The 5989-nt window shown below is 71.0% G+C and carries 4 protein-coding genes; all 4 read left to right on the top strand.

The genetic code is table 11. The features are described from left to right. Positions 1-113: 113 nt before the first annotated feature. The 4 genes from ACFXAZ_RS07090 to ACFXAZ_RS07075 all read left to right on the top strand — a co-directional run bounded on the left by ACFXAZ_RS07090 (position 114) and on the right by ACFXAZ_RS07075 (position 5858). The gene (locus tag ACFXAZ_RS07090; protein ID WP_384586144.1) at positions 114-1031 is read left to right on the top strand and encodes a carbohydrate ABC transporter permease; all 918 of its coding nucleotides are present in this window, start codon (positions 114-116) and stop codon (positions 1029-1031) included. Next, on the top strand, positions 1028-1888 hold the full coding sequence (locus tag ACFXAZ_RS07085) for a carbohydrate ABC transporter permease (protein ID WP_384586142.1): 861 nt from the start codon (positions 1028-1030) through the stop codon (positions 1886-1888). Before ACFXAZ_RS07090 ends, ACFXAZ_RS07085 begins: the two co-directional genes overlap by 4 nt. Before the next feature lie 39 nt (positions 1889-1927). Further along, the gene (locus ACFXAZ_RS07080; RefSeq protein ID WP_384586140.1) at positions 1928-3535 is read left to right on the top strand and encodes a glycoside hydrolase family 13 protein; all 1608 of its coding nucleotides are present in this window, start codon (positions 1928-1930) and stop codon (positions 3533-3535) included. A gap of 190 nt (positions 3536-3725) precedes the next feature. After that, entirely contained in the window at positions 3726-5858 is a 2133-nt protein-coding gene (locus ACFXAZ_RS07075) for a discoidin domain-containing protein (RefSeq protein ID WP_384586138.1), read from the top strand. Positions 5859-5989: the final 131 nt, after the last annotated feature.

The raw sequence follows: 5989 nt of genomic DNA, 5'->3' as shown, positions 1-5989 counted from the left end.
CCGCCGCGGCCCCCCGGCGGCACCGGGGGGGGCACCCCCGCCGGGGGGGGGCCCCCCCCCCCCCCCCCCGCGCGGGGCGCCCGCGCGGGGCGCGGGGGGTGGCGGGGGGGGCTGTGTCCGCGGGGGCGCGCCCCCCGCCCGCGGCGGGCCCCGGGGCCCCGCGCCGCCTCACCGACCAGGTCCGCGCCTACGGCTTCCTCGTCGGCGGACTGATCTGCTTCGCGCTCTTCTCCTGGTACCCGGCGATCCGCGCGGTCGTGATCGCCTTCCAGAAGTACACCCCCGGATCGGCGCCCGAATGGGTCGGCACCGCGAACTTCACCCGGGTCTGGGGCGACCCCGAGTTCGCCGCCGCCTGGAAGAACACCTTCACCTTCACGGTGCTCGCCCTGCTCATCGGCTTCGCCATCCCGTTCGTGCTCGCCCTGGTGCTGAACGAACTGCGGCACGCCAAGTCGTTCTTCCGGGTCGTGGTCTACCTCCCGGTGATGATCCCGCCGGTGGTCAGCGCCCTGCTGTGGAAGTGGTTCTACGACCCCGGCACCGGCCTCGCCAACGAGGCACTGCGCTTTCTGCACCTGCCGACCTCGAACTGGACCAACGGCGCCGACACCGCCCTGATCTCCCTGGTCATCGTCGCCACCTGGGCCAACATGGGTGGCACGGTCCTGATCTACCTCGCCGCCCTCCAGTCCATCCCGGGCGAGCTGTACGAGGCCGCGGAACTCGACGGCGCCAATCTGTTCCAGCGCATCCGGCACGTCACGATCCCGCAGACCCGGTTCGTGATCCTGATGCTGATGCTGCTCCAGATCATCGCCACGATGCAGGTGTTCACCGAACCGTTCGTCATCACCGGCGGCGGCCCCGAGAACGCCACGGTCACCGTGCTCTACCTGATCTACAAGTACGCCTTCCTCTACAACGACTTCGGCGGCGCCTGCGCGCTGAGCGTGATGCTGCTGCTCTTCCTCGGCGCTTTCGCCGCCGTCTATCTGCGGCTCACCCGCTCGGAGGGGGACAGCGCATGAGCACCCGTACCCTTCTCTCCCCGGCGGCCCTCGCCCGCCCGCGCGGCAGGGCCGTCTACTGGAGCGTCTTCAGCGGCGTCGTCCTGCTGTTCGCGCTGGCCTTCCTCTTCCCCGTCTACTGGATGGTGACCGGCGCGATGAAGTCGCCGGACGAGGTGGCCCGTACGCCTCCCACGATCCTCCCCGAGGACTGGCAGTTCGCCGGGTACAAGGACGCCTGGGAACTGATGGACCTGCCCACCCATCTGTGGAACACGGTGGTGCAGGCGGCCGGCGCCTGGTTCTTCCAGATCGTGCTCTGCACGGCCGCCGCCTACGCCCTGTCCAAACTGCGGCCCGTGTTCGGCAAGGTCGTCCTCGGCGGCATCCTCGCCACCCTCATGGTCCCGGCCCAGGCCCTCGTCGTACCGAAGTACCTGACGGTCGCCGATCTGGGGCTGCTCAACGACCCGCTCGCGATCTGGCTGCCGGCCGTCGCCAACGCCTTCAACCTCTATCTGCTCAAGCGGTTCTTCGACCAGATCCCCCGCGATGTGCTGGAGGCCGCCGAGATCGACGGCGCCGGAAAACTGCGCATCCTCTGGTCGATCGTCCTGCCCATGTCCCGGCCGGTGCTCGGCGTCGTGTCGATCTTCGCCCTGGTCGCCGTGTGGCAGGACTTCCTCTGGCCGCTGATGGTCTTCTCCGACACCGACAAGCAGCCCATCAGCGTGGCACTGGTCCAGCTCTCGCAGAACATCCAGCTGACCGTGCTGATCGCCGCCATGGTGATCGCCAGCATCCCGATGGTCGCGATGTTCCTGATCTTCCAGCGCCACATCATCGCCGGGATCAGCGCGGGCAGCACAAAGGGCTGACACCCGCCGCCCCCCACGACCGACAGAAAGGCCAGCCCCGTGGCACAGCCCACCCCTGCCCGGAAACAGTCCGACTGGTGGCGCTCCGCCGTCATCTACCAGGTGTACGTGCGCAGCTTCGCGGACGGCGACGGCGACGGCACCGGCGACCTCGCCGGCGTCCGCGCCCGCCTCCCGTACCTCGCCGAACTCGGCGTGGACGCCCTGTGGTTCACGCCCTGGTATCTCTCGCCGCTCAAGGACGGCGGATACGACGTCGCCGACTACCGGAGCATCGACCCGGCCTTCGGCACCCTCGCCGAGGCCGAGAAGCTCATCGCCGAGGCGCGGGAGCTGGGCATCCGTACCATCGTGGACATCGTGCCCAACCATGTCTCCGACCAGCACCCCTGGTTCCGCGCGGCCCTCGCCGCCGGGCCCGGCAGCCCCGAGCGGGAGATGTTCCACTTCCGGCCCGGACGCGGTGAGACGGGCGAGATCCCGCCCAACGACTGGCCCTCCCAGTTCGCCGGCTCCACCGAACCGGTCTGGACCCGGCTGCCCGACGGCGAGTGGTACCTGCACCTGTTCACCCCCGAGCAGCCCGACCTCAACTGGGACCACCCGGCGGTCCGCCGCGAGCACGAGGACGTGCTCCGCTTCTGGTTCGAGCGCGGCGTCGAGGGCGTACGCATCGACTCCGCCGCCCTGCTCGCCAAGGACCCCGAACTGCCCGACTTCACCGAGGGCGTCGACCCCAACCCCTTCGTCGACCGCGACGAACTGCACGACATCTACCGCTCCTGGCGGCAGGTCGCCGACGACTACGACGGTGTCTTCGTCGGCGAGGTGTGGCTCCCCGACACCGAGCGCTTCGCCCGCTATCTGCGCCCCGACGAACTGCACACCGCCTTCAACTTCGCGTTCCTGTCCTGCCCCTGGGACCCGGCGCGGCTGCGCTCCTCCATCGACGAGACCCTCGCCGAGCACGCCCCGGTCGGCGCCCCCGCCACCTGGGTGCTGTGCAACCACGACGTGACCCGTACGGTGACCCGCTACGGCCGTGAGGACACCGCCTTCGCCTTCGCCACCAAGGCCTTCGGCACCCCCACCGACCTGGCCCTGGGCACCCGGCGGGCGCGCGCCGCCGCCCTGCTCTCGCTGGCCCTGCCCGGCTCCGTCTACCTCTACCAGGGCGAGGAACTGGGCCTGCCCGAGGCGGACATCCCGCTCGGCCGCATCGAGGACCCGATGCACTTCCGCTCCGGCGGCGTCGACCCCGGCCGAGACGGCTGCCGGGTCCCGCTGCCCTGGACCGCCGACGCGCCCCACGCCGGTTTCGGCTCACGGCAGGAGCCCTGGCTGCCCCAGCCCGCGAACTGGGCGTCGTACGCCGCCGATGGCCAGGCCGGTGACCCGGGCTCGATGCTGCGGCTGTACCGGGAGGCGATCCGGCTGCGCCCGGCGTTCGGGAGCGGCCCGCTGACCTGGCTGCCCGCCCCGGACGGTGTGCTGCACTTCGCCCGCGCGGACGGCGCGCACTGCGTGGTGAACCTCTCCGCCACCGCCGCCGAACTGCCCGCCCACACGGACCTCCTGCTCACCAGCGGACCTCTGGACGCCCAGGGCCGGCTGCCGCAGGACACGGCGGCCTGGCTGCGCGTCTGAGCCCGCCCCAGGGCCTGCCGCCGCGCGGTGCACCTCCGTCACGGTACCGTCCGTCGCGGGGTGCCGCCGGAGTGTCAGGCCCTGGACCCCCTGTTCGCCCCCCACCCCCCACCCCCCCACTCGCAACATCCCCCACTCGAAAGGCACGGCAGAGCACATGTACATCCGCATCGGCAGGCCTGTCAGGTCCATGACCGTCGCCGCGACGGCGGTCGCCCTCTCGGCCGGCACCATGGTTGCCCTCGGCACCACCAGCGCCCAGGCCGCCTCCGGCGCCACCCTCCCCTTCACCTCGGTCGAGGCCGAGTCCGCCACCACCACCGGCACGAAGATCGGCCCCGACTACACCCAGGGCACCCTCGCCTCCGAGGCGTCCGGCCGCCAGGCGGTCCGGCTGACCGCCGGTCAGCGCGTGGAGTTCACCGTCCCGCGCGCGGCCAACGCCCTGAACCTGGCGTACAGCGTCCCGGACGGCCAGTCCGGCACCCTCGACGTGTATGTCAACGGCGTCAAGATCGCCAAGACCATCACGGTCACCTCCAAGTACTCCTACGTCGACACGTCCTGGATCGCGGGCGCCAAGACCCACCACTTCTACGACAACGCCCGGCTGCTGCTCGGCCAGAACGTGGCGGCCGGCGCCAAGGTGGCCGTCCAGGCGACCGGCGTCCAGGTCACCGTGGACGTCGCCGACTTCGAGCAGGTGGCGGCAGCGGCCACGCAGCCCGCCGGGTCCGTCTCCGTCGTCTCGCACGGCGCCGACCCCAGCGGTACGGGCGACTCCACCCAGGCGTTCCGCAACGCCATCGCCGCCGCGCAGGGCGGGACCGTGTGGATCCCGCCGGGCCAGTACCGGCTGACGTCGTCCCTCAGCGGCATCCAGAACGTCACCCTCCAGGGCGCCGGGCACTGGTACTCGATCGTGCGCACCTCCCGGTTCATCGACCAGACCGCCGGCTCCGGGAACGTCAAGATCCGGGACTTCGCGGTCATCGGCGAGGTCACCGAACGGGTCGACACCAACCCCGACAACTTCGTCAACGGCACCCTCGGACCGAACAGCTCGGTCTCCGGGATGTGGCTCCAGCACCTCAAGGTCGGGCTCTGGCTGACCGGCAACAACGACAACCTGATCGTCGAGAACAATCGTTTCCTCGATATGACCGCCGACGGTCTCAACCTCAACGGCAACGCCCGCGGGGTCAAGGTCCGCAACAACTTCCTGCGCAACCAGGGCGACGACGCGCTCGCCATGTGGTCGCTGAACGGGCCCGACTCCAACAGCAGCTTCGAGAACAACACCATCACCCAGCCGAACCTCGCCAACGGCATCGCGATCTACGGCGGCACCGACATCACGGTCCGCAACAACCTGATCTCCGACACCAACTCCCTCGGCAGCGGCATCGCGATCTCCAACCAGAAGTTCATGGACCCGTTCCATCCGCTCGCGGGCACCATCACCGTCGACGGCAACACGCTGGTGCGCACGGGCGCCATGAACCCCAACTGGAACCACCCGATGGGCGCGATCCGCGTCGACGCGTACGACAGCGCGACCGAGGCGCAGATCAAGATCACCAACACCACCATCACCGACAGCCCGTACAGCGCCTTCGAGTTCGTCTCCGGCGGCGGGCGCGGGCTCGCCGCGAAGAACATCACCGTCGACGGCGCGACCGTGCGCAACACCGGGACGGTGGTGGTCCAGGCGGAGACGGCCGGCGCGGCGACCTTCCGCAACGTCACCGCGAGCGGCGTCGGCGCGGCAGGCATCTACAACTGCCCGTACCCGTCGGGCACCTTCACCCTCACCGACGGGGGCGGCAACTCCGGCTGGTCCAGCACCTGGTCGAACTGCTCGACCTGGCCGCAGCCGGGCCAGGGCAACCCGACGCCCGCCAATCTCGCCCAGGGCCGCCCGGCGACCGCCACCGGGAGCGTCAGCGGCTACGGGCCGGGCAACGCGGTCGACGGGAACACCACCAGCTACTGGGAGTCGGCGAACAGCGCCTTCCCGCAGTCGCTGACGGTCGACCTCGGCTCGGCGCAGACCGTGCGCCGGGTGGTGCTGAAGCTGCCGCCGGCCACGGCCTGGGGCGCCCGTACGCAGACCCTGTCGGTGCTGGGCGGCAACGCCGCGGGCACGTTCTCGACGGTGGTCGGCTCCACCGGCTACCGCTTCGACCCGGCCACCGGCAACACGGTCACCATCGCCCTGCCCGCCGGGACCAGCCTGCGCCACCTGCGGCTGACCGTCACCGGCAACACCGGCTGGCCCGCGGCCCAGTTCAGCGAGGTGGAGGCCTACGCGACGCCGTGACCCCGACTCCCCGCGCCGCCCCGCCCGGGGGGGGGGGGGCGCGGGCGGGGGGGGGCGACAGAACACAGGTGTGTCGGGCAGAGCGGCGATATTCGGAGAGAGTAGGGCTGGAGTGCCGGCGACCCCCCCCC

The sequence above is a fragment of the Streptomyces sp. NPDC059477 genome, assembly GCF_042749375.1.
Classification (GTDB): domain Bacteria; phylum Actinomycetota; class Actinomycetes; order Streptomycetales; family Streptomycetaceae; genus Streptomyces.
Note: the sequence above shows the minus strand (reverse complement) of the source record. Positions and strands in the feature narration are given on the sequence as shown.

Bases quoted from the DNA above. Each gene is read 5' to 3' on its own strand.
- ACFXAZ_RS07085 (WP_384586142.1), top strand. From the start codon at position 1,028: ATGAGCACCCGTACCCTTCTCTCCCCGGCGGCCCTCGCCCGCCCGCGC.
- ACFXAZ_RS07075 (WP_384586138.1), top strand. From the start codon at position 3,726: ATGACCGTCGCCGCGACGGCGGTCGCCCTCTCGGCCGGCACCATGGTT.